A 21,091-nucleotide genomic window follows, 5' to 3' on the forward strand; every position below is an offset into this window, starting at 1 on the left:
GGTGACAGGAAGGCATAAAAAAAGCAGCCACTTAATGGGCTGCTTTTTCAGTATTTACATCATCGAACGCTTAACGTTGACCTTTTTGAGGTTTGTTACGTGAAGCTTGAGCACCGGCTGCACTCTTTGGCTTACGACGTGAAGGATTGTTGCTACGACCTTTCGGCGCATTAACACGTTCTTCATGACGTTTAACCGCACGACGGATCTTTTGGCTACGAGAACGTTCACGCTTACGTGACGTTGCATCTTTACTCTCATCCAGCATGGTTTCACGTTCTGGGCGTAGTTCAACTAGCTCACGTAAGTAGTTCACTTCTTTCAGTGGCAATTCCATCCAACCACCACGCGGCAGTTTTTTATCGAGGTAAATGTCACCGTAGCGAACACGCTTTAGACGGCTAACTGTTGTCTCTTGTGATTCCCACAAACGACGAACTTCGCGGTTACGACCTTCGTTGATAGCAACGTAGAAAGTATGGTTCATACCTTCGCCACCAGCGTAAACTACGTCTTCAAAACGCGCCATACCGTCTTCTAGTTCCACACCACGTACTAGGTTCTTAACTTTTTGCTCTGTCACTTCACCAAATACGCGTACCAGGTACTCACGTTCTACTTGGCGACTTGGGTGCATTAAGCGGTTAGCTAACTCACCATCAGTCGTGAATAGCAGAAGACCTGAGGTGTTGGCATCTAGACGACCAACAGAGATCCAACGAGAACCACGGATTTTTGGCAGACGATCAAATACTGTGCGACGACCTTCAGGATCGTGACGGGTACACAGTTCACCTTCCGGTTTGTAGTATGCCAACACGCGACAAACCACTTCTTCTTGTGCCTTTACTGACACAACGTGGCCGTCGATACGAACAGTCGCGTTGTCATCTTCTAGACGCTCGCCTAGCTTTGCAACCATACCGTTCACACTTACTCGTCCCGCTTTAATCAACGCTTCCAATTCGCGTCGAGAACCGTGACCAGCACGTGCCAATACTTTCTGAAGTTTTTCGTTCATCTATCTACCTATGTGTCGTCTTCTCAGACGTCGAATGAAATAAGCGACCTAATTTCGCGGTCGCGTAATATAACAAACACTCAGGCTGAAATCACCAAATTTTAGCCGTTTAGTGACAAGGTTTTTACGACTCAAATGGGACTGGATCCCCTGAGCCAATACGAACAATTTTCGCTTCATCGTCACTAAAATCAACCACTGTCGTTGGCTGCTCGCCAAGGTAACCCCCATTAAGGATTACATCCACAGCGTGTTCTAACTTGTCACGGATATCTTCAGGATCCGATTCGGTAAAATCATTCCCCGGAAGAATCAAAGACGTTGACATTAATGGCTCGCCCAACGCTTCTAATAAATCTAGCGCAATACGGTTATCTGGTACACGAATACCGATGGTTTTACGCTTGGAGTTCATTAGACGACGTGGCACTTCTTTGGTTCCTTTAAAGATAAAGGTGTAAGGCCCCGGCGTGTTGTTTTTTAACAAACGGAATGCCGTGTTATCCACACGAGCATAGAGTGACAGCTCCGAAAGATCACGGCACAGCAACGTAAAGTTGTGTTTTTCATCCAAGCGACGGATCTGACAAATACGCTCTAACGCTTGTTTATTTTCAAGTTGGCAGCCAAGTGCATAACCAGAGTCAGTTGGATAAACAACCACCCCCCCGTTACGAATGATTGCTACCGCTTGACTGATCAAGCGAGCCTGTGGGTTTTCGGGATGCACATAAAAAAACTGGCTCATGGTAATTCCTCATTAATAGAGCTTAGCTCTCTGGAGTATCGGAATGTGAAGGCTCAATACCCCAATCTTTCCACACGGGTTCAACCCCTGACGGTAACCAGAGATTGCGTCCCAACTCCATCCAAGGGGATGGATAATGAAAGTCACTGCCTTGGGAGGCTAATAGTTTGTATTGTATAGCATAATCAGCCAAGTTGCGTCTTTCTTGTTGTCCTTGTTGTGGCTGGGCGACTTCCATAGCGTCACCTTTGGCCTCAACAAACGCAGAGATTAAGCGCTTAATCCATTTCGCGGTCAAGTCATATCGGCCGGGATGCGCCAATACGGCTTGTCCACCAGCGGCATGAATGGCCATTACCGCATCCGCCATTGAGCACCAGTTTGGTGGTACATAGCCGGGATTATTTCGCGTTAGGTACTTCTTGAACACCTGCTGCATGGTTTTGGCATAACCATTTTTTACCAACCACGCGGCAAAATGGGCGCGAGTAATTGGTGCATCACCAGCCAACTCTCTCACTTCTTCCAAAACACCTTCTCGAGTGGCTTTACTCAATCGAGTCGCTATCAGTTCGGCACGGACGATACGGTGCTGTTGTTGCTCTTCAATCAAAGTTTGTAACGCTGAGTTAGTCGGATCGATATTCAAACCAACGATATGGATGTCTTTGTTTTCCCACACCGTTGAGATTTCAATCCCGTCTATTATTCTCAGATTCAAATCTTGGTCAGCGACATACTGCTTCGCTACGGCAAGCGCATCTACCGTATCGTGGTCAGTAATGGCTAACACATCCAAATTAAAACTCACTGCGCGGTCAACCAGCTCTTGTGGAGTAAACCGACCATCTGACGCGGTCGTATGGCTGTGTAAATCAATTCGCATAATTTTTTCTTTAGGGTTGACAGTGAACAAAAATACTAGTTAACTAGTACGCAATTACAAACTAATTCGTAAGACACGCTATGTTACAAGAATTTAACCAAAAGCAGAAAACAAAAGTCGCACTGACTTCACCTGAGCGTGAAATGTCAGAGCTAGCTTGGTGGCGCACTTGGACAAGTTCTTGGTGGGCTAACGTGTACTTTTGATTTATCGCTAGACAGATAAATACTGAATCGCAAAGCCCGCTAATTTAGCGGGCTTTTTTGTTTTGTTGCACATCTCACGCCTAACTGTTTAAGGATTGAACGAATCAACGCCAACAAGGTTTGGGAGAATGTTAGCTTTATGCGAGACTGTGTGACAGGAAGTAATACAAGTTATGAAAAAGGAGGTCTTGTGAACAAGGCCATTACAATCAAGACACTAGCGAAAGTGGATGTGATCCATACTGACGTGCCGTATGCGGCGGATCCTACCCAGCTCTTTCACACGCTGTGCGAAGGGAAAACCGATAGTTTGCTGCTTGAGTCCGCAGAAATCGACTCGAAACAAAATCTCAAGAGCTTACTGGTGGTCGACTCGGCAGTGCGCATTGTCTGCCATGGTCATACGGTGACGATGACAGCTTTAACGGTGAACGGACAAGCCCTGCTTAAACACCTGACTCACAATATCAACGACAATATCGCTTTCACTTATTCAGTCGACACACTGCAACTCACATTTAATCAACCCAGCTCTACCCTAGATGAAGACTCGCGCTTACGTGAAGCCTCTTCTTTTGATGCGCTAAGACTGATCCAGCACAGCTTCGATCTGAGACATCAGGACAAACACGCTATTTTTATTGGCGGTCTATTTGCCTACGACCTTGTGGCAAACTTCGAACCGTTAGGTGAAGCGCCATCAACCAACCAGTGCCCAGACTACGTATTTTATGTCGCAGAGACATTGCTGGTCATTGACCATCAAACCCAAAGCTGTCAGTTACAGGCTACGCGCTTTGATGCAAAAAGTAGCGCAGCAGAAATTGAGAAACGCTTGGTGGATATCGCTCAAGCATGTGGAGAATTAAAAGCATTACCTAAGCCGAAAACCCATCCCACACTAGAGCCTGTACCTAGCATTTCCGACCAAGATTTTTGTCAAACCGTTCGAGACCTAAAACAGTTTGTCGTTCAAGGTGATGTGTTCCAAGTAGTGCCATCACGTCGTTTTACCCTGCCATGCCCCTCACCTCTTGCGGCATATAAAGAGCTAAAACGCAGTAACCCAAGCCCTTATATGTTTTACATGCAAGATGAACTCTTTACCTTGTTTGGCGCTTCACCAGAAAGCGCGCTGAAATATGAGACATCAACAAATCAAGTTGAGATTTACCCAATCGCGGGCACTCGTCGCCGTGGTAAACGTGCTAATGGTGACATTGACTTTGACTTAGATAGCCGTATCGAACTCGAACTTCGTGCTGACACTAAAGAAAATGCCGAGCATATGATGCTGGTTGATTTGGCCCGCAACGATGTCGCGCGCATATCAGCGGCGGGGACACGTCATGTGGCTGACTTGCTAAAAGTGGACCGCTATAGCCATGTGATGCATCTGGTATCCCGAGTTGTTGGGCAATTACGCGATGATCTTGATGCGCTGCACGCCTATCAAGCCTGTATGAACATGGGCACGCTTACTGGCGCACCTAAAATCCGTGCGATGCAACTTATCCGCGATGTCGAACAGGCCCGTCGAGGCAGCTATGGTGGCGCAGTTGGCTACCTAACTGGAGAAGGCACCTTAGATACTTGTATTGTGATTCGTTCCGCCTATGTTGAAAACGGCTTTGCTCAAGTACAAGCTGGCGCTGGCGTGGTTTTCGACTCCGATCCGCAAGCTGAGGCAGATGAAACTCGCGGCAAAGCGCAAGCGGTCATCTCAGCAATCCAAACCGCGCACGGGGAGTAATTGACTATGGCAAATATCGTATTCATCGACAACTTTGACTCGTTTACATATAACCTCGTGGATCAGTTTCGTTCCTTAGGTCATCAAGTCACTATCTATCGCAACCACATTGCAGCTGACACTATCGAACAGGCTGTCTTAGCACTCGATAATCCCCTGCTCTTGTTATCTCCAGGTCCCGGTGCACCCTCTGCTGCGGGCTGCATGCCTGAACTCATCCAGCGCTTAAAGGGCAAAGTACCAATGATTGGCATTTGTCTTGGTCACCAAGCGATTGTCGAAGCCTATGGCGGCACGGTCGCCGGAGCTGGAGAAATTGTTCATGGCAAAGTATCGATGATGGCGCATCAAAACCACACCATCTATCACGGACTACCTTCGCCATTAGCCATTGCACGATATCACTCGCTCGTTGCAACCAAAGTGCCCGATAGCCTAGCAGTGACCGCTGAAGTCGATGGTTTGGTTATGTCGGTGGTTCATGAGCAAGACAAAGTCTGCGGGTTTCAATTTCACCCCGAGTCAATTATGACCACCTATGGAGCGACACTACTTGCCAATGCTATTGAATGGGCATTAGAGCGAAAGAATGGATAAGGAAAAGATCATGGAACAGATTATTAATAAGCTTTATGACCAAGAGTCGCTCACCGAACAAGAAAGCCAGCAGCTTTTCGATATTATTATCCGCGGCGAACTCGACCCAATTCTGATGGCTTCAGCCTTAACGGCGTTGAAGATCAAAGGCGAAACGCCCGCGGAAATCGCTGGCGCAGCAAAAGCCTTACTCGACAATGCAAAGCCATTCCCGCGACCTGATTATGACTTCGCGGACATTGTTGGTACCGGTGGCGATGGGCACAATACAATCAACATTTCGACCACCGCCGCGTTTGTCGCCGCTGCCTGTGGACTCAAAGTCGCTAAGCACGGAAACCGTAGCGTCTCGAGCAAATCCGGCTCATCGGATCTTCTTGATTCATTCGGCATCAATTTGGCAATGAGCGCAGATGACACTCGCGAAGCGGTTGATGAACTCGGCGTTGCTTTCTTATTCGCGCCGCAATATCACGGCGGTGTGCGTCACGCGATGCCTGTACGTCAAACAATGAAAACTCGTACTATCTTCAATATCTTAGGCCCTTTGATTAACCCGGCTCGTCCTAATATCGAGTTGATGGGTGTCTACAGTGAAGAACTGGTTCGCCCAATTGCAGAGACCATGCTCAAGATGGGAATGAAACGCGCGGCAGTCGTACATGGCAGTGGGTTGGATGAAGTGGCGATTCACGGTGAAACCACTGTGGCTGAAATTAAAGACGGTCAAATTCACCAGTACACCTTATCTCCGGAAGATTTCGGTGTTGAACGCTTTCCTCTCGAGGCGATTAAAGGCGGCGATCCCGAAGAAAACAAATCCATTATCACTAACATTTTAACGGGCAGCGGCAGTGATGCACAATTAGGCGCGGTCGCGGTAAACGTCGCCCTGCTGATGCGTTTGTTTGGTCATGAAGATCTCAAAGCAAACACTCGTAAAGCGATTGAAGTGATGAATTCCGGTAAGGCGTTTACCTTAGTTGAGCAACTTGCAGCACGCGGTTAAGGGCAAATTATGACACAGACATCAGACAAACTTTCTCAGCATGTATCGAAACAAGAAGCGCAAATGGCGGAAGTGTTAGCCAAGATCGTAAAAGACAAATATCTTTGGGTTGATGCGCGAAAGCAAACGCAACCTTTGGCTGAATTCAAAGCACAGCTGCAACCGTCGGATCGCAGCTTCTACCAAGCGTTATCAGGTCAACAAACTGCGTTTATTCTTGAATGTAAAAAAGCCTCGCCGTCTAAAGGCTTAATCCGCGATGATTTCGATCTCGACTACATTGCTGCAACTTATGATCGTCACGCCAACGCAATTTCTGTACTTACTGACGAAAAGTATTTCCAAGGCAGTTTTGAGTTTTTGCCACAAGTACGCAAACAAGCTCGCCAGCCGATCTTGTGTAAAGATTTTATGGTTGATAGCTACCAAGTGTACCTCGCTCGTCACTACCAAGCGGACGCAATCTTATTGATGCTCTCGGTACTCAACGACGCGCAATATCAAGAGCTTGCTGAGGTCGCACACGCGCTAGAGATGGGCGTATTAACCGAAGTCAGTAACCAAGAAGAACTTGAGCGTGCGGTACAGTTAGGCGCAAAGGTGATTGGCATCAATAACCGCAATTTAAGAGATTTAAGTACGGATTTAACTCGCACTAAGCAACTTGCGCCTCTTATCCGCCAGCTTGCTCCAGATGCCACTATCATCTCTGAGTCAGGCATCTACACCCACCAGCAAGTCAGAGAGTTGGCTGAGTATGCCGACGGTTTTCTGATTGGCAGTTCATTAATGGCGGAGGAGAACCTTGAGCAAGCCGTTCGCAAAGTGACACTGGGGCAAAATAAAGTGTGTGGTTTAACCCATCCTGACGACGCAGCAAAAGCCTATCAATCGGGCGCGGTATATGGCGGTTTGATTTTCGTCGAAGCATCAAAACGCTACGTTAGCCCAGAGAATGCACGTCTAGTGATGAGCGGTGCGCCGCTTAACTATGTCGGGGTTTTCCAAAACCACCCAGTCGAAATTGTCGCCGAAATTGCTAGCCACTTAAATCTGTCCGCAGTACAGCTGCACGGCAGCGAGTCACAAGAATACGTTGACGTATTACGCATTCAATTACCGCAAGACATTCAGATTTGGAAAGCTTACGGCGTGAGCAACAAACAAATACAACGACTTTCACGCCATATCGACCGTCATTTACTTGATGCCCAAGTCGGTAGTCAAAGTGGTGGCACAGGAAAAGTGTTTGATTGGTCACTCATTGGTTGTACCAAGGAAGTGATGCTAGCGGGCGGTTTATCCGCAGAAAACGCTCAGCAAGCCAGCGCATTGGGCTGCCTAGGTTTAGACCTCAATTCTGGTGTTGAAAGCGCACCAGGTAAAAAAGATTCAACGAAGTTGCAACAAGCGTTTGCTGCAATTAGAGAGTATTAAGGAAGAAAGCAATGGCGAAATTAAATGCCTATTTTGGCGAGTACGGCGGTCAGTATGTTCCGCAAATATTAGTGCCTGCGCTAGAGCAACTAGAGCAAGCGTTTATTGATGCACAGCAAGACCCTGATTTTCGCAGTGAATTTATGTCTCTGCTGCAAGAATATGCGGGTCGCCCTACGGCGCTGACACTCACCCGTAATCTGACGAAGGGTACCAAAACCAAATTGTACCTGAAACGTGAAGACCTACTGCACGGTGGTGCGCACAAAACTAACCAAGTTTTAGGACAAGCGCTGCTAGCCAAGCGCATGGGTAAAAATGAGATCATCGCAGAAACTGGCGCTGGACAGCATGGCGTAGCAACGGCGCTAGCCTGTGCGCTACTGGGGCTAAAATGCCGCGTTTATATGGGCGCTAAAGATGTCGAACGTCAAAGCCCTAACGTGTTTCGCATGAAATTGATGGGCGCAGAAGTCATTCCCGTTCACTCAGGATCTGCCACCCTAAAAGACGCATGTAATGAAGCGTTGCGCGACTGGTCTGGTAGCTATGAAACCGCACATTACTTACTTGGCACAGCAGCGGGGCCTCACCCATTCCCAACGATTGTGCGCGATTTCCAACGCATGATCGGTGAAGAGACTAAAAACCAAATTCTCGCTCGTGAAGGCCGCCTTCCGGATGCCGTTATCGCTTGTGTTGGCGGTGGTTCAAACGCCATTGGTATGTTTGCTGATTTTATCGATGAAGAGCAGGTACGCCTTATTGGTGTTGAACCTGCCGGTAAAGGGATTGATACCGATCAACACGGGGCACCATTGAAACACGGCAAAACAGGCATTTTCTTCGGTATGAAAGCGCCGTTAATGCAAGATGCCAATGGTCAAGTCGAAGAATCATACTCGGTCTCGGCTGGTCTTGATTTCCCATCTGTAGGTCCGCAGCATGCGCACCTTAATGCGATTGGTCGAGCAGAATATGACAACGTGACCGATGATGAAGCCTTAGAAGCGTTCCAAGAACTGGCACGCAGCGAAGGGATCATTCCCGCTCTTGAGTCCTCTCACGCGTTAGCTCATGCCTTACGCATGGCGCGAGAAAACCCAGAAAAAGAGCAGCTACTGGTTGTAAACCTATCCGGTCGTGGTGACAAAGACATCTTTACTGTCCACGCCATTTTAGAAGAAAAAGGGGTGATGTAATGGACCGTTATCAATTGATGTTTGACCGTCTAGGCGAAAAGAAGCAAGGTGCATTTGTTCCGTTTGTGACCGTGTGCGATCCCAACCCAGAGCTCTCACTAGAGATTATGCGGACTTTGGTAAAATCAGGGGCCGATGCACTTGAGTTGGGGATGCCATTTTCCGACCCGTTAGCGGATGGTCCGACAATTCAAGGTGCCAATATTCGCGCGCTAGACTCAGGGGCAACTCCCGATATTTGCTTTGAGTTAATCAGCAAAATTCGCAGTGAGTTCCCTGAATTACCGATTGGTCTTTTGATGTACGCGAATCTTGTCTTTTCACGCGGCATCGAGAATTTTTATCAACGTTGCGCCAATGCAGGGGTTGATTCTGTGCTGATCGCTGATGTCCCAACCAACGAGAGTGCGGAGTTTGTCGCTGCGGCAGAAAAGTATGGCGTTCACCCAATCTTTATTGCGCCCCCAACCGCCAGTAATGAGACGCTAAAATCCGTTGCAGAGCTTGGTGGAGGTTACACCTACCTACTTTCACGCGCTGGGGTAACAGGGGCAGAGACGAAAGCCAACATGCCAGTTAACGATATGCTTGATCGTCTTAACCAATTTGACGCTCCACCCGCTTTACTTGGTTTTGGCATTTCTCAACCTGAGCAAGTGAAGCAAGCACTAGACGCTGGTGCTGCGGGGGCCATTTCAGGCTCCGCGGTGGTCAAGATCATTGAAAGCCATCAAACCGAGCCTGAACAACTGCTCACTAAACTTAGCCAGTTTATCGCGCAAATGAAGCAAGCTACTCATCGATAGTGGCAGAGAAATGCCTTTGAACCACTTTGTCAGTTAAAAAAAATCCAGCTCAAAGAGCTGGATTTTTTTGCAACCGTTAAACGATTATAGGAAATGGAACGTTGCGTTAAGTGTGAAGTTTTTAACGTCTTCTTTTTTCATTGAGAACACGCTGTAACTTGCACCTACTGACACAGGGCCTAGTAGGAAGTATTCTGCGCCCACGCCGTACATCACATCAACGTCATCTTCTTTGAAGTTGGTTCCTTTCAGCTCGTAAGAGTGAACCCCTGCTTTGGCGTAAAGGTGTAGTGGACCAAGATCAATACTTGGCTTCGCTGCAAAGTAAACTGATGAAGCTTCTAGGTCACGCACGACACCGTCATATTTTACGTTGTCGAAATCACCGAAGTTTTGGTAACCCGCTTCTAGGCCAATCAGAGGCAGAATACCTGTACCAACGTGAACGTTGTATGAGGTTGATGACTCACCGCCTAGATCAGCTTGACCTACACTCGCACCACCGTAAATCCATGAATCCGCAGAAGCTGTCGCTGATGCACCTAAAAGTGCCAAAGCGAGTAGTGTCTTTTTCATAATTACCCTTCTCTTATAATTTTATCAGTTCGGCAATAGATTGCCGGAACTCTGACAGTTGTCTATTTTTGGCTAAAATAAAGCAAATTACGTACCGCTGTGTAAGCCGTAAGTAAAAATAAACCCCACCAGCCCAAAAATGCTAGTGGGGTTAATAAGTTAGATTAATCAACAAGCATCAATAGCATTTTTAACGCGTTTATCTGATACCGGATATGGCGTTCCCAATTGCTGAGCAAACAAGCTAACTCGCAGTTCTTCAAGCATCCAACGTATTTCTTTGACGTTTTCTGGCACCGCCATCCCTTTCGGGATCTTGTTTAGTAGCTCTTTGTAATCGCTAGTGACTGACTCAACCTTTAGCATATGTAGACGATCTTTGTTCGGGTCAATCGGAAGTTTCTCCATCCGACGCTCAATCGCACGCATATAACGTAGAATGTCCGGCAAACGTTTCCAACCACACTCAGTCGCAAAACCTTTGAAAATCAAACCTTCTACCTGTGCTTTAATATCCGACAAGGCGAAAGCCATCGTGAAATCAATCTTGCCTTTAAGCTTTTTGTTGATGTTAAACGCAGTCGTTAGAATCGTCTCAACTTGCTGAGCGATATCAACCACAGTATCACCGAGTTCACCACGAACATGCTCTTTAAGTGCTTCAAACTTGTCAGCTTCCCAAACAAGTCCGCCCTGCTCTTCAATCAGTTTATCAACACCGCAAGCAATACAGTCATCAATCAAGTCCATGACCTTGCCATACGGGTTGAAATAAAGACCCAGCTTCGATTTGTTTGGTAGATTGGTGTGCAAGTATTTAATAGGCGAAGGCACGTTAAGTAACACTAAACGACGCTGGCCTGCACGCATCGCCGAGATTTGCTCTTGCTCGGTTTCATACAGTTTGATCTCGACACTGTCTTTGGCATCAACAATAGCTGGATAGGCTTTAACATCATACCCGCCACGTTTTTGCTGATACACTTTAGGCAACTCACCAAAGCTCCAGGTATGAAGCCCTTGTTGCTCGATATCGTCATCCGCGACTTTCGATAGCGTCTCTTGCACTTTATCTTTCAAGCTGTCTTTCAGCTCGTGCAGATCTTTGTGCTCTTTGAGCTTGCGATTGCGATGGTCAACCGCGCGGTACGTCACTTTCAAGTGCTCTGGCACCTGCTCAAGATTCCAATCTTCACGTAGCAGCTCGACACCTGTCATGCGACGCAGTTCTTTCTCTAACGCATCAAGCAACGGCATTTCTAATGGCGTGGCTCGCGCAAGAAACGCATCCGCATAGTTTGGCGCTGGCACAAAGTTTTTGCGCAAGGTTTTAGGTAGCGATTTGATCAAACTCACCACCAACTCATGGCGAAGGCCCGGGATCTGCCAGTCAAACCCAGCGGTTTCCACTTGGTTTAAGATCGGCAGTGGCAGATGCACCGTGACACCGTCACTGTCATCACCCGGTTCAAACTGGTAGCTCAGTTTGAGTTTGATGCCATTCTGGTACCAGAAATTCGGGTAATCTAAGTCAGTAACATGACTCGCATCCCCTCTGAACAACATCTCTTTTTCGAAATTAAGCAGTTCTGGGGTCGCTTTTGATGTCTTCTTCCACCATGTGTCGAAGTGCTTGCCAGACACCACTTCCGTGCCCACTCGCTGATCATAAAAGTCAAACAACTCGTCGTCATCGACCAAAATATCACGACGACGCGACTTATGCTCTAGCTCTTCCACTTCCTGTAAAAGCTTGCGGTTTTGCTTAAAGAAGGCATGCTTGGTTTCCCATTCACCTTCAACCAACGCACTGCGGATAAAGATCTCACGGCTGATGCTCGCATCAATGTTGCTGTAATTAACCAAGCGTTTAGGCACGATGGGTACCCCGTACAGCATCACTTTTTCATAGGCCATAACGGCGGCGCGTTTTTTCGACCAATGTGGCTCACTGTAGCTACGCTTAATCAGGTGCTTCGCCAGTGGTTCAATCCATTCCGGTTGAATTTTGGCGATAATCCGTCCCCACAAGCGAGAGGTTTCGACCAACTCAGCCGACATAATCCACTTCGGCTGTTTCTTAAACAGACCCGACGCTGGGAAAATGTGAAAACGGGCATTACGAGCGCCTTGATAGTCATTTTTCTCTTGGTCTTTGATACCAATATGCGATAGCAAACCAACCAAGATGGCACTGTGTACACCCTGATAACTAGCAGGCTCTGTGTTGAGCTTAAACTCCATCTCACGCATGGATTGGTGAATTTGGAAATACACATCTTGCCACTCACGCACGCGCAGGTAATTGAGATAATCTTGTTTACACTGTTTGCGGAATTGGTTGCCAGACAGTTGCTTCTGCTGCTTTTGAATGTAATCCCATAGATTCACAAACGTCAGAAAATCCGACTCTTCATGGAAGAAGCGACGATGTTTGTCATCCGATGATTGTTGTTTGTCACTTGGGCGTTCACGTGGGTCTTGAATCGACAAGGCTGAAGCAACAATCATCACTTCTTTGAGCGCACCGTATTTAGGCGACTCAAGTACCATGCGCGCTAAACGAGGGTCGATTGGCAAACGCGCCAACTGACGACCAACCGGAGTTAAACGCTTCTTCGGATCCTTCGCGTCTGAGTTGATTGCACCCAACTCTTCTAGCAGGCGCACACCATCAAGAATATTGCGTTTGTCTGGCGCTTCAACGAATGGGAAAGCTTCGATGTCTCCCAAGCCAAGAGCCGTCATCTGTAAGATAACCGAGGCTAAGTTGGTACGAAGAATTTCTGGGTCAGTAAACTCAGGACGAGAATTGAAATCTTCTTCTGAGTACAAACGAATACAGATACCTTCTTCAACACGACCACAACGACCTTTGCGTTGGTTAGCACTCGCTTGTGAGACAGGTTCAATCGGCAATCGCTGCACCTTAGTTCGGTAGCTGTAACGACTGATACGCGCCGTGCCCGGATCGATAACGTATTTTATGCCAGGTACCGTCAGAGACGTTTCGGCAACGTTGGTCGCTAGAACGATGCGACGTCCTGCGTGAGGTTGAAAAATCTTATTCTGCTCACCCGCAGACAAGCGCGCATAAAGCGGCACAATCTCGGTGCTCTTAAGGTTGCGTTTTGCCAACGCATCAGCGGTATCACGAATTTCTCGCTCACCGTTCATAAAGATCAGGATATCACCCAAACCTTCATCACACAGTTCATCAACCGCTTCAAAAATCCCTTCCAACTGATCACGATCATCATCCCCTTCTCCACTGAGTGGTCGATAACGCGTTTCAACCGGATAGGTACGGCCGGAAACTTCGATAATGGGCGCATCACTAAAGTGTTTAGAAAAACGCTCTGGATCGATGGTTGCTGAAGTAATGATCACTTTAAGATCAGGGCGACGAGGCAGCAGCTCTTTTAGATAGCCAAGAATAAAGTCGATATTCAGGCTACGCTCATGCGCTTCATCGATAATGATGGTGTCGTATTGGTTTAAGAAACGGTCGTGTTGAATTTCAGCCAGTAATATACCGTCTGTCATCAACTTAATTTGCGTGTTCTCAGAGATTTGATCGTTAAAACGAACCTTATAACCAACAAATTCACCGAGTTGAGTTTGCATCTCCTCGGCGATACGATTTGCCACCGAACGTGCTGCTAAACGACGCGGCTGAGTGTGGCCTATTAGACCAAACTTACCACGGCCTAACTCGGCACAGATTTTAGGAAGCTGAGTGGTTTTGCCCGAACCCGTTTCACCGGCAACGATGACAACTTGGTTCTCTTCAATGGCTTTGGCGATATCGTCTCTTTTCTGACTCACTGGCAGAATATCTGGGTAGTCGATAGTGATAGGCTGAGCAGCACGCTGCTCTACTTCCATCATCGACTTGGCGATATCCAAAGCAATTTCATCAAACACGGCATTGCGTGCCGTCTCTTTCTTAATTTTACTCGCACCTGCAATTCGTTTACTTAAACGAAAACGATCACGCAACATGCATTGTTGCAAAGCCTTGCGCAAAGACGCAGGCGTATTCGCTTGCGCATGCTGCTCTTTAGGCGCGTTGTTGTTCGGCTGTGACGAAGTCAAAGCGTGTCCTATTTTCTACTTTTCAAAACTGCGCGAATTGTATCACAAAAAAGCCCATCAACATGCTCTGCTGATGGGCGCTTAAGGAGATTAATTTACCGTTGGCTAAAAGTTAAACTGGACGTAGAGGGTATTGTAGTTACTGCCCCCTTTAATTCGCCCAAACTGAGACGATTGCTCAAAGATTGCGCTCCGGTGATGCAATGAGTATCCAACCCAAACATGTTTCCAGTCTGATTGGTTAAACAAGTCACCTACGTTCACATCCAAAGAGACATCCAAGTAGTTGAGCAAACGGCTTGGTGTGTAACCTTTGCGTTCCATTTCGCTGGCTTCAATATGGGTAATATTATCAATGTAAGACATCCCCTCCGCCACACCTAAACGCCAACGAGTTGGCCAATCAAAGTTCAAATATGCCTTAATTGCAGCAATGTACTCCGTGCTGTGATCTTGAACTTCAGAAGACCAGTGGTGTGCGATACCGGGCGTAAAATAAATATCAACCGGCCAACCAAACAGTTCATCAGTTAAAGGATGACCATAGAAGAGTGATGTCATTTGGTTGTTATACGGGTCTTTCTCACCAGAAAACGTCAGAATGTCGCCCATATTAGAAGGTGTGGCAAAACCGTGGGCAATGCGCAAATAACGCTTGTTGCTCAATTCGGACTTACGCGGTTTGGTTTTGTCGGTAAAGAAACCAAAGCCAACTAACACTTCACCTTCATATCGGTCATTGACCGCTTCGGTGTGGTAAGCATTGTGATCTAAACGTGTCACGCTGGTTGAACCAAGCAAATAGAGATTCGAAGTCACATGATAGCGTGCGCTCACGCCAACATTAACATCCACCCCTGCCCCTGTAGTTTGACCAGTAAAATTGCGAAATGCGTAGTACTGGCTGTTGAAGTCAGCATCTTTGTAACGCACTGTCACGCTGGGTTTCACGTCCCAATCACCAAACTCATACTCTGCGGTAGCACGTAAATTTGAGTGCAGACGGGTATCCTTGTCGGCCATCAACTCCCAGTCAAAGCGCCAAGTCTCATCCATTTGATAACTTAACTGTAAGCCAAAGTCGGCGGTATCACCTTGCTGAGCGTTTTGTACTGAAGCAGGTAAGTCAACAAAACGCATCCGAGTTAAGGCGTTGAGCTTTAACTTGTCGTCTTGCCATTTAGCGAGATGCGCGCCACCTTCAAGACCATCAACAAATACGTAGTCATTGCGAAAGTACATCATCGGCACAAAAGTCGATACCGTTTGATCGCCAGCTCCGGTTTGAAATGGTACCGTTGCGGTGCGATACATCGCGGCAATTCCCCAATCTTGTTCGGCTTGTGTTGCGTTTGCGCCGGTCGACAAAGCCATACTGGTGGTTAAAATTCCGGCAAAAACTGGGCGCGGATAGAAAATTGTCATTTTTTTATTCAAAATCGTTATGAATTTATTAGGATCAGCGACATTGTTCTTATAATTCACTGACGTTCGACGTTAATATAAGAACATACAACCTCTTATTGCAAAAAAAAGTGAAAGTTTCTGAACTGAAGAGTTTACTCAACACCCTACCCGACGAGCTAGATGTCGTCACTGGCGATGAATGGCTACCTGAACAACTTATCTCGACGAGCGTGGTCGACGATATGCTGCATCTTGAATTTGACAACGCCCCTGAAGAGGTTCAAGGCGAGGAAGCGCGTGGTTTTGTCGAACACGAAATCCAAATGATTCGCGATAAGTTCGAGTTAATTATTGCCGAAGCAAGCGATGCCAAGAGTAAAGCCGACGCTATTTTAGCGATCTTTTTAATGGGACATGAGCTAAGTAGCTGTGAAGTAATTGAAATCTTAGAGCAGACCGAGCACACTGAACAGACCGAGCCTCAACAACTTGAAGCGCCATTAACTGCCGACGTTGTTTAACGCTTTACTAAAATTTACTAACTTGAGTCACTCATGCGCGACAAGCAAACTTTGCCGCTAGTTTTAGCGGGTCCTATTTTACGAAAAAGCACCCAAGATGAACTGGTATTGTGGTTGGTGACCAGCGAACCGTTAATCGGCTCATTCCAACTCTATGCCGATACTGATGACGCGATAATTTTCGACGCGCCACTAGAAAGCTGTAAGCAAGTTGCGGTGGGAGAACGAGCTTATGTCGTGCTTGCCCAGTTTAAGGGCAAGTTCCCCGCCAATGTGGCGCTCAGTTATGAGTTTGACACCCAACATGGCAAACTGTCGCAACTGCAAACAGAGCTCCTCTATCAAGACGAGACTCGTCCAGTTTTTCGTATTTCTAACCAGGCCAATTACATTCTGCATGGTTCTTGTCGTAACCCGCATCACCCGTGCAAAGATGCCTTAGTCCAAGCCGACCTTAAGGTTGCTCAACAGACGTTGCAAGACAGACCCGATCTTTTGATGATGAGTGGCGATCAAATCTACGCAGATCATGTCGCCGGCCCAATGCTTGATGCCATCCACCAAGTTTGCCAATTGCTGGGTTTGCACAATGAGCACTTTGTTGATGCGCCATTCAATTCAAGCCAAGCTTTGTTTGAGCATCCATTTTGCTACTATCAACGGGATAAACTATTACCCAGTTATCAAGATCGCAACCATTGGCTCAACCGCCTTATTTTACCCAAGCACACGCCGATTTTTAGCTCTCGCGAGTGTGAAAACCATTTGATCACACTAAGCGAATTTATCGCGATGTATCTGCTGGTATGGTCACCTGCTCTATGGCGCTGTATCGATTCCTATCGCCTCGAGCAACAGCAGTTTACCCATGGTGGACAAGTCGTTTCAGCTAAGCATATTCAGCATTGGCATGACGAGAAGCGCGAGATTGAACAGTTTGTAAAAGGGCTGGTCAACTCTGCGCGTTTGATGGCGCATATTCCTACCTACATGATCTTCGATGATCATGACATCACTGACGATTGGAACCTCACCGTAGGTTGGGAAAAAGCCGCGTATGACCATTCCTTTGCGAAACGCATTATTGGCAATGGCTTGGTCGCCTATTGGCTTTGCCAAGGCTGGGGAAACGAACCAGACCGTTTTCCATCGGAGCTTTGGGATCTCCACCAAAATTACTTACAAGCAGCCACGGACACCCAATCTCATATCATCGCCCACGACGAACTGATTCAGTATCTCTATCGATTTGAACAGTGGCACTACACTATCCACAGTTCACCAAAAGTGGTGGTATTGGATACCCGTACTCGTCGCTGGCGCTCTGAATCTCGAATGAATAAGCCTTCCGGTTTGATGGATTGGGAAGCATTAATCGAATTCCAACAAGAGTTGATGAACCAAGATAAAGTCGTGGTTGTCTCGGCAGCACCGATGTTTGGTGTTAAGTTTATTGAGGCGCTGCAAAAAAGCATGACTTTACTCGGCCAACCGCTGCTAATCGATGCCGAAAACTGGATGGCACATCCCGGCAGTGCAAACACTCTGCTGAGTATTTTTACCCATACCAAAACACCGAGTAACTTTGTAATTTTGTCCGGTGATGTCCACTATTCCTTCGCCTACGACATCAAACTTAGATTTAGAAAATCTAGCCCTAATATTTACCAAATCACCTGCAGTGGCTTTAAGAATCAATTTCCTGAGCCTCTTTTGGCAGTTTGTGACCGCATCGATAGAGCCATTTACTCGCCGCGCTCACCATTAAACTACCTAACGAAACGTAAGCGCCTAAAGGTGTTTAAACGCGATCCCGACACTGTTGGCTCAAAACGTTTGGTTAACCGCAGCGCGATTGGCGAACTCAAGCTCGATGACCATGGCAAGCCTTGTGAAATCGCTATTTTAACTGGTGAAGGTGATACCGTTCGCTTTCCACCTATAGAAGAAAGCTTGTGATCTAAGTCAAATGCCACTATGTATAGAACTATAACGTTCAAATAGTGGCAAAGCCTATGCTCAACTCAATCACAAAAATGTTCAAACAACTGCTCGAAGGTAATGATCTCGGCCAACAGCACAAAGCGGATCCCAACTTGGCGATTGCCTGCTTACTGTGTGAGGTTGCTGGTGCAGACCACCAAGTTGACCCGCAGGAAGCGCTAGCCAAGCAGCAACTGGTTGGACGCCTGCTCAATTTAGACGCATCGCAAACAGAAGCACTGCTTAGCCGTGCTGAAACTCAAGCCAAGCAAGCAGCCTCTCTTTACGAGTTTACTTCTCAACTAAGAGAACTGAGCCAAGAGACTCGCTATGACCTTATCAAAGCGATGTGGGAAGTGGCGCACGCCGATGGTGAAATCGACCCACTCGAAGATGCCGTGATCCGCAAAACGGCTGAGTTATTGTATGTCGACCATAGTGAATTTATCCGCGCCAAACTCTCGGTGACAGAGAAAAAATAGTATAAAAAAAGCGAGCTTATGCTCGCTAATTTAATCAGTTTGCTTCAAAACATGGTCAAAGCCAGTTTCGCCAAGTTGTACGCATCAACGTACCCGGAGTGCTGGCGCCCTTCCCAGGCGATGTTTTTCGCTTCTTGCGCTGCCTTGTGACCAATGCGCTTATCTTTCAATCGATTTTGAATACGGTACAAAGTCGCCAGATTAATGTACTCATTAAAAGGCATCTCTAGCCCTTTCGCCTGACACTCTTGCGCAAGGACTCGATCATCTCGCCCCCAAGCTGCATAGATTTTGTTGGTGCCACCAAAGTTTTTAATCATCGACTTAAGGACTTCGCCAAGCGGTCTGCCTTGCTTCTCTATCTTCCGTGGCGTAATGCCTGTGAGCTCGGCACAAAACAGAGAGACTTCATCTTGCTCTGGCTTGACATAATACTGGGCGCGCTTGACGATTTCACCTTTGACTAGATCAATCTCTGCCAGACCAATTTCAATGATTTCGCCGGTTGTACCGACACCATTTTCATTCCAGCAGCACATTTCTAGATCGAAACAAACGATACGGTTGTGATTCATGACTCGCCCGATTAGGTTCTAACTAAAGCGCAAAATTCTACCGTAAACCTTAGCTTAACCCAAGCACCGCTATACAGGTTGACTGACTGTTCGTTGAGTTATTCAGCAATCGTCACGCGATTTCGCCCAGCTTTCTTACTGTTATACAGTTGAGTGTCTGCTAACTGCAATATCTGCTCCGCGTCTTCGTCACGGCGAATCGCCGCCCCAATACTCAAGGTACAAGTGACGCATTGCCCGTTTATCGTCACCATGTTCTCGCACATGGCTAGCCGAATTCGTTCTAGGTAACGCTTGAGTTCGTCCCGTTCAACCACAGAGCTTATAATGCAAAACTCGTCACCACCTAAGCGAACAAAGTCATCCCCTTGTTGTAAACAACCTTTAATGGTTTCTGCAACATGACACAGCATTTGGTCACCGCCAGGATGACCATAGAAATCGTTAAACAATTTGAACTTGTCAATGTCGAAGCCAATCAGTGAAAAGCGCTGATCATTGGCAATAATTTGTTCCATAAGTTCATTATAGGCGTGGCGACTTAATAACCCAGTCAATGGATCATGGTTAACTAAAAAACGCAGCTCTTCGGTACGAGTTTGCAGCAATGACTCGAGATGAGATTGCGCACGTACTTGCAAGAACACGATGTAACTCAGCAAGATGGCAATCACAAAACCGCCAGAAGTAATCGCAGCGAGTACAAGCTGATCGTTAACGGTAATGTCTTCTGTTAAACGAAAGCTGATCGACCACTTGCGATTCGGCAACTCTATGATTGTGTTGATTTCATAGCCATCAGACTGCTGCCAATTTTTACTTTCAAACAAAACAGGATCGTCGTCAGCTTCGAAGCCAAGATCAACCACTCTTACTTCCAACTGCGTTTTTGCCGCCGTTCGCGTCATCAAGCCGTTAAAGTAGTGGGAAGTACGAATGACCCCAATCACTACCCCTACCAACTCTTGGTTGTTGTGACGGTCAAACACCGGATGATAGACCAATATTCCGTCTTTCTTAATATCATGCCTCAGCCCGTCTTGCAGCAAGCGAACCTTATCAGACACTGTCACCTGATGGTGAACCCGCATGTTGTCGAGCATCAATTGGAAACGCATGCGAACATCATAAAAACCAAGCACTTTGTTATTGATGGGATTGACGGGATATATATCGCGGGCGACAAAAATGGGTTCATCGTTCGGCATGTGATAGCCGTAAGTCAGCGGTTGGTCTTTGGGAATGGTATAAATATCGAAATGGGGATGCAGTTGGCGCATCTCGGTCATAAACTTCGGCAACTCTTGCTTACTCACCTTCTGCATCCACTGCAAAGTAATCAAAGTCTGCGAAGACGCAATGACTTGGTCGGCAAAGGTACCAAACTGACTCCACTGCTGAGGATCTACCGAGTAAAAGAAATTTGCCCCAGTGCCAATTTGGTCCAAATCGTTATCAATAAACTCTTTCAAGATCTGAGTCTGACGCTCAGCAAGACTTTCAAATAAGCGTTTACCGTAATTGAGCTGCATCTGGTAAGAATAAAATGCGACAAAAAACGTGACTAGCATGGTCAATCCAAATACCACTGCACTGTACAACCATTTTCTATCTAGTTTTGTTTTCATTTAGCTCGTTTTTATTTTGCTCAAATTGCACGCCCTATAGTAACGCTTACTGCTTTAGGACTAAAACTTTTCTTGCACGCAATTCACCCGAACTAACTAAAATTTCAATTTTCTTACCTAACGACCGATTCCCTTGGTCAAAAACAAATCAACCAG

Annotated in this window: 18 protein-coding genes and 1 other annotated feature; of the genes, 10 read left to right on the forward strand and 8 right to left on the reverse strand. The window is 46.8% G+C overall.

The features are described 5' to 3' along the window. Window positions 1-70: 70 nt before the first annotated feature. From rluB to rnm, 3 genes are all read right to left on the reverse strand, one after another. Window positions 71-1,021: a 23S rRNA pseudouridine(2605) synthase RluB gene (rluB, locus tag GZK95_RS08685; protein WP_075707782.1), complete on the reverse strand. Its 951-nt coding sequence runs from the start codon at window positions 1,019-1,021 to the stop codon at window positions 71-73. Between the two features lie 124 nt (window positions 1,022-1,145). Then, entirely contained in the window at window positions 1,146-1,769 is a 624-nt protein-coding gene (locus GZK95_RS08690; RefSeq protein WP_075707785.1) for an L-threonylcarbamoyladenylate synthase, read from the reverse strand. 22 nt (window positions 1,770-1,791) lie between these two features. Further along, window positions 1,792-2,655 carry an RNase RNM gene (gene rnm / locus GZK95_RS08695; protein WP_075714664.1) on the reverse strand — a complete coding sequence of 288 codons (864 nt, stop codon included), beginning with the start codon at window positions 2,653-2,655 and terminating at the stop codon, window positions 1,792-1,794. A gap of 80 nt (window positions 2,656-2,735) precedes the next feature. Here rnm and GZK95_RS08700 point away from each other — a divergent pair, with 80 nt between their 5' ends. The 7 genes from GZK95_RS08700 (at window position 2,736) to trpA (ending at window position 9,665) form a co-directional block, all read left to right on the forward strand. Further along, complete coding sequence (locus tag GZK95_RS08700; RefSeq protein WP_075651236.1) at window positions 2,736-2,861, forward strand: Trp operon leader peptide; 126 nt, start codon at window positions 2,736-2,738, stop codon at window positions 2,859-2,861. Next, window positions 2,808-2,922 (forward strand) — a sequence feature (Trp leader region). Its footprint overlaps the gene before it by 54 nt. A gap of 129 nt (window positions 2,923-3,051) precedes the next feature. Next, complete coding sequence (locus tag GZK95_RS08705; RefSeq protein ID WP_075714666.1) at window positions 3,052-4,614, forward strand: anthranilate synthase component 1; 1,563 nt, start codon at window positions 3,052-3,054, stop codon at window positions 4,612-4,614. A gap of 6 nt (window positions 4,615-4,620) precedes the next feature. Beyond that, on the forward strand, window positions 4,621-5,211 hold the full coding sequence (locus tag GZK95_RS08710) for an aminodeoxychorismate/anthranilate synthase component II (protein WP_075707791.1): 591 nt from the start codon (window positions 4,621-4,623) through the stop codon (window positions 5,209-5,211). Window positions 5,212-5,221: 10 nt separating this feature from the next. Continuing rightward, window positions 5,222-6,220, forward strand: coding sequence for an anthranilate phosphoribosyltransferase (gene trpD / locus GZK95_RS08715; RefSeq protein WP_075714680.1), 999 nt, complete (start codon window positions 5,222-5,224; stop codon window positions 6,218-6,220). Window positions 6,221-6,229: 9 nt separating this feature from the next. After that, complete coding sequence (gene trpCF, locus GZK95_RS08720) at window positions 6,230-7,657, forward strand: bifunctional indole-3-glycerol-phosphate synthase TrpC/phosphoribosylanthranilate isomerase TrpF (RefSeq protein WP_075707795.1); 1,428 nt, start codon at window positions 6,230-6,232, stop codon at window positions 7,655-7,657. 11 nt (window positions 7,658-7,668) lie between these two features. Further along, the gene (gene trpB, locus GZK95_RS08725) at window positions 7,669-8,859 is read left to right on the forward strand and encodes a tryptophan synthase subunit beta (protein WP_075707797.1); all 1,191 of its coding nucleotides are present in this window, start codon (window positions 7,669-7,671) and stop codon (window positions 8,857-8,859) included. Beyond that, on the forward strand, window positions 8,859-9,665 hold the full coding sequence (gene trpA / locus GZK95_RS08730) for a tryptophan synthase subunit alpha (RefSeq protein ID WP_075714682.1): 807 nt from the start codon (window positions 8,859-8,861) through the stop codon (window positions 9,663-9,665). Before trpB ends, trpA begins: the two co-directional genes overlap by 1 nt. A gap of 84 nt (window positions 9,666-9,749) precedes the next feature. Here the strand turns inward: trpA and GZK95_RS08735 are convergent, their stop codons facing one another. From GZK95_RS08735 to GZK95_RS08745, 3 genes are all read right to left on the reverse strand, one after another. Then, the gene (locus GZK95_RS08735) at window positions 9,750-10,241 is read right to left on the reverse strand and encodes an outer membrane beta-barrel protein (protein WP_075714684.1); all 492 of its coding nucleotides are present in this window, start codon (window positions 10,239-10,241) and stop codon (window positions 9,750-9,752) included. A 168-nt stretch (window positions 10,242-10,409) separates the two neighbouring features. After that, window positions 10,410-14,339, reverse strand: coding sequence for an ATP-dependent RNA helicase HrpA (hrpA, locus tag GZK95_RS08740; RefSeq protein ID WP_075714686.1), 3,930 nt, complete (start codon window positions 14,337-14,339; stop codon window positions 10,410-10,412). A 105-nt stretch (window positions 14,340-14,444) separates the two neighbouring features. Beyond that, the gene (locus tag GZK95_RS08745; protein WP_225624008.1) at window positions 14,445-15,713 is read right to left on the reverse strand and encodes a MipA/OmpV family protein; all 1,269 of its coding nucleotides are present in this window, start codon (window positions 15,711-15,713) and stop codon (window positions 14,445-14,447) included. Between the two features lie 161 nt (window positions 15,714-15,874). Here GZK95_RS08745 and GZK95_RS08750 point away from each other — a divergent pair, with 161 nt between their 5' ends. From GZK95_RS08750 to GZK95_RS08760, 3 genes are read left to right on the forward strand one after another with little or no spacing between them, the layout of a single operon-like run. Beyond that, on the forward strand, window positions 15,875-16,267 hold the full coding sequence (locus GZK95_RS08750) for a VC1380 family protein (protein WP_318630700.1): 393 nt from the start codon (window positions 15,875-15,877) through the stop codon (window positions 16,265-16,267). A gap of 33 nt (window positions 16,268-16,300) precedes the next feature. Further along, window positions 16,301-18,226 (forward strand): metallophosphoesterase family protein, encoded by a 1,926-nt coding sequence (locus GZK95_RS08755; RefSeq protein WP_075714692.1) that lies wholly within the window; start codon window positions 16,301-16,303, stop codon window positions 18,224-18,226. 56 nt (window positions 18,227-18,282) lie between these two features. Then, window positions 18,283-18,732: a tellurite resistance TerB family protein gene (locus tag GZK95_RS08760; protein WP_075714694.1), complete on the forward strand. Its 450-nt coding sequence runs from the start codon at window positions 18,283-18,285 to the stop codon at window positions 18,730-18,732. 44 nt (window positions 18,733-18,776) lie between these two features. On the opposite strand, the gene GZK95_RS08765 is transcribed toward GZK95_RS08760, so the two are convergent. Both GZK95_RS08765 and GZK95_RS08770 read right to left on the reverse strand, forming a co-directional pair. Further along, a complete protein-coding gene (locus tag GZK95_RS08765) occupies window positions 18,777-19,307 on the reverse strand; it encodes a 3'-5' exonuclease (protein WP_075714696.1) in 531 nt (176 codons plus the stop codon). Between the two features lie 98 nt (window positions 19,308-19,405). Continuing rightward, complete coding sequence (locus GZK95_RS08770) at window positions 19,406-20,935, reverse strand: sensor domain-containing diguanylate cyclase (RefSeq protein ID WP_075707815.1); 1,530 nt, start codon at window positions 20,933-20,935, stop codon at window positions 19,406-19,408. Window positions 20,936-21,091: the final 156 nt, after the last annotated feature.

It is taken from the genome of Vibrio panuliri (assembly GCF_009938205.1).
Classification (GTDB): Bacteria; Pseudomonadota; Gammaproteobacteria; order Enterobacterales; family Vibrionaceae; genus Vibrio; species Vibrio panuliri.

Excerpts from the sequence above, each read along its gene's own strand:
- rluB (WP_075707782.1), bottom strand. The coding sequence starts at position 1,021 with ATGAACGAAAAACTTCAGAAAGTATTGGCACGTGCTGGTCACGGTTCT.
- GZK95_RS08690 (WP_075707785.1), bottom strand. The coding sequence starts at position 1,769 with ATGAGCCAGTTTTTTTATGTGCATCCCGAAAACCCACAGGCTCGCTTG.
- rnm (WP_075714664.1), bottom strand. The coding sequence starts at position 2,655 with ATGCGAATTGATTTACACAGCCATACGACCGCGTCAGATGGTCGGTTT.
- GZK95_RS08700 (WP_075651236.1), top strand. The coding sequence starts at position 2,736 with ATGTTACAAGAATTTAACCAAAAGCAGAAAACAAAAGTCGCACTGACT.
- GZK95_RS08710 (WP_075707791.1), top strand. The coding sequence starts at position 4,621 with ATGGCAAATATCGTATTCATCGACAACTTTGACTCGTTTACATATAAC.
- trpD (WP_075714680.1), top strand. The coding sequence starts at position 5,222 with ATGGAACAGATTATTAATAAGCTTTATGACCAAGAGTCGCTCACCGAA.
- trpCF (WP_075707795.1), top strand. The coding sequence starts at position 6,230 with ATGACACAGACATCAGACAAACTTTCTCAGCATGTATCGAAACAAGAA.
- trpB (WP_075707797.1), top strand. The coding sequence starts at position 7,669 with ATGGCGAAATTAAATGCCTATTTTGGCGAGTACGGCGGTCAGTATGTT.
- trpA (WP_075714682.1), top strand. The coding sequence starts at position 8,859 with ATGGACCGTTATCAATTGATGTTTGACCGTCTAGGCGAAAAGAAGCAA.
- GZK95_RS08735 (WP_075714684.1), bottom strand. The coding sequence starts at position 10,241 with ATGAAAAAGACACTACTCGCTTTGGCACTTTTAGGTGCATCAGCGACA.
- GZK95_RS08745 (WP_225624008.1), bottom strand. The coding sequence starts at position 15,713 with ATGGCTTTGTCGACCGGCGCAAACGCAACACAAGCCGAACAAGATTGG.
- GZK95_RS08755 (WP_075714692.1), top strand. The coding sequence starts at position 16,301 with ATGCGCGACAAGCAAACTTTGCCGCTAGTTTTAGCGGGTCCTATTTTA.
- GZK95_RS08760 (WP_075714694.1), top strand. The coding sequence starts at position 18,283 with ATGCTCAACTCAATCACAAAAATGTTCAAACAACTGCTCGAAGGTAAT.
- GZK95_RS08765 (WP_075714696.1), bottom strand. The coding sequence starts at position 19,307 with ATGAATCACAACCGTATCGTTTGTTTCGATCTAGAAATGTGCTGCTGG.
- GZK95_RS08770 (WP_075707815.1), bottom strand. The coding sequence starts at position 20,935 with ATGAAAACAAAACTAGATAGAAAATGGTTGTACAGTGCAGTGGTATTT.